We start from the raw sequence: 866 nt of genomic DNA on the forward strand, positions 1-866 counted from the left end.
TGAACCGTCCCGGGTTTCATGCCGCCTTTGTGTTGGCGGCATCACCGGTTGATGTGCCGTGGTCTTGAGCGTAGTAGTTGCGTTCGTATTCTTCAGGTGAGATGTTCCCGAGGTAGCTGTGTAGCCGGTCGGTGTTGTACCAGGTCACCCAGTCGAAGACGGTCTCCTCGACGTTCGTGAGGGTTTTCAGTGGCCCGGTTCTGAAGGGTGATCCGTTCCGGATGGCCTCGTTCTTGAACAGCCCCATGACGGTCTCTGCTGCAGCGTTGTCGTAGGCGTCACCCACACTGCCGATCGATGCGACGAGTCCCTCGAGCGCGACTGTTTCGGTGAACCGGATCGAGGTGTACTGGGACCCGGCATCGGAGTGATGGATCATGCCTGGGCGGACGGGCCGGCCGGTGTGATCGCGGCGCCATAACGCCATCCGTAGGCACTGCTCAACGAACGGGGTGTCCTTGATCGTTGAGCACTGCCACCCCACGATCGCGCGGGAGTACAGATCGATCGCGAACGCGACGTACACGAACCCTGACCAGGTCGGCACGTACGTGAAATCCGTGACCCAGCTGTGGTTCGGGTGCGGTGCACTGAATTCCCGGTTCAGGAGGTCGCCGGCGCGTTTACCGTTCTTGCCCGGGATCGTGGTGCGGGTCTTCCGGCCTCGAACGAGACCGTTCATGCCCTCGATCCGCATCACCCGGTCCACGGTGTGTTTGGAGACACCGTTGAACCCGTTCCGGGCAAGCCATGCCGTCATCTTCCGGCGCCCGTAGAGCACCTCGGGTTTCTGACGACCCTTCGCGTCACGCTCCCGGAGCGTGTGGAGCTTCCCGATCACGGCCGCGTCGCTGATCGTGCGACGA

General features: G+C 62.1%; 1 protein-coding gene. It reads right to left on the reverse strand.

The window, feature by feature from the left end:
• Positions 1–16: 16 nt before the first annotated feature.
• Positions 17–866 (reverse strand): IS3 family transposase (locus B7R24_RS16720; RefSeq protein WP_116420207.1); only part of this gene is annotated, 850 nt, incomplete at its 5' end.

This window comes from Subtercola boreus (genome assembly GCF_003399645.1).
Classification (GTDB): Bacteria; Actinomycetota; Actinomycetes; order Actinomycetales; family Microbacteriaceae; genus Subtercola; species Subtercola boreus_A.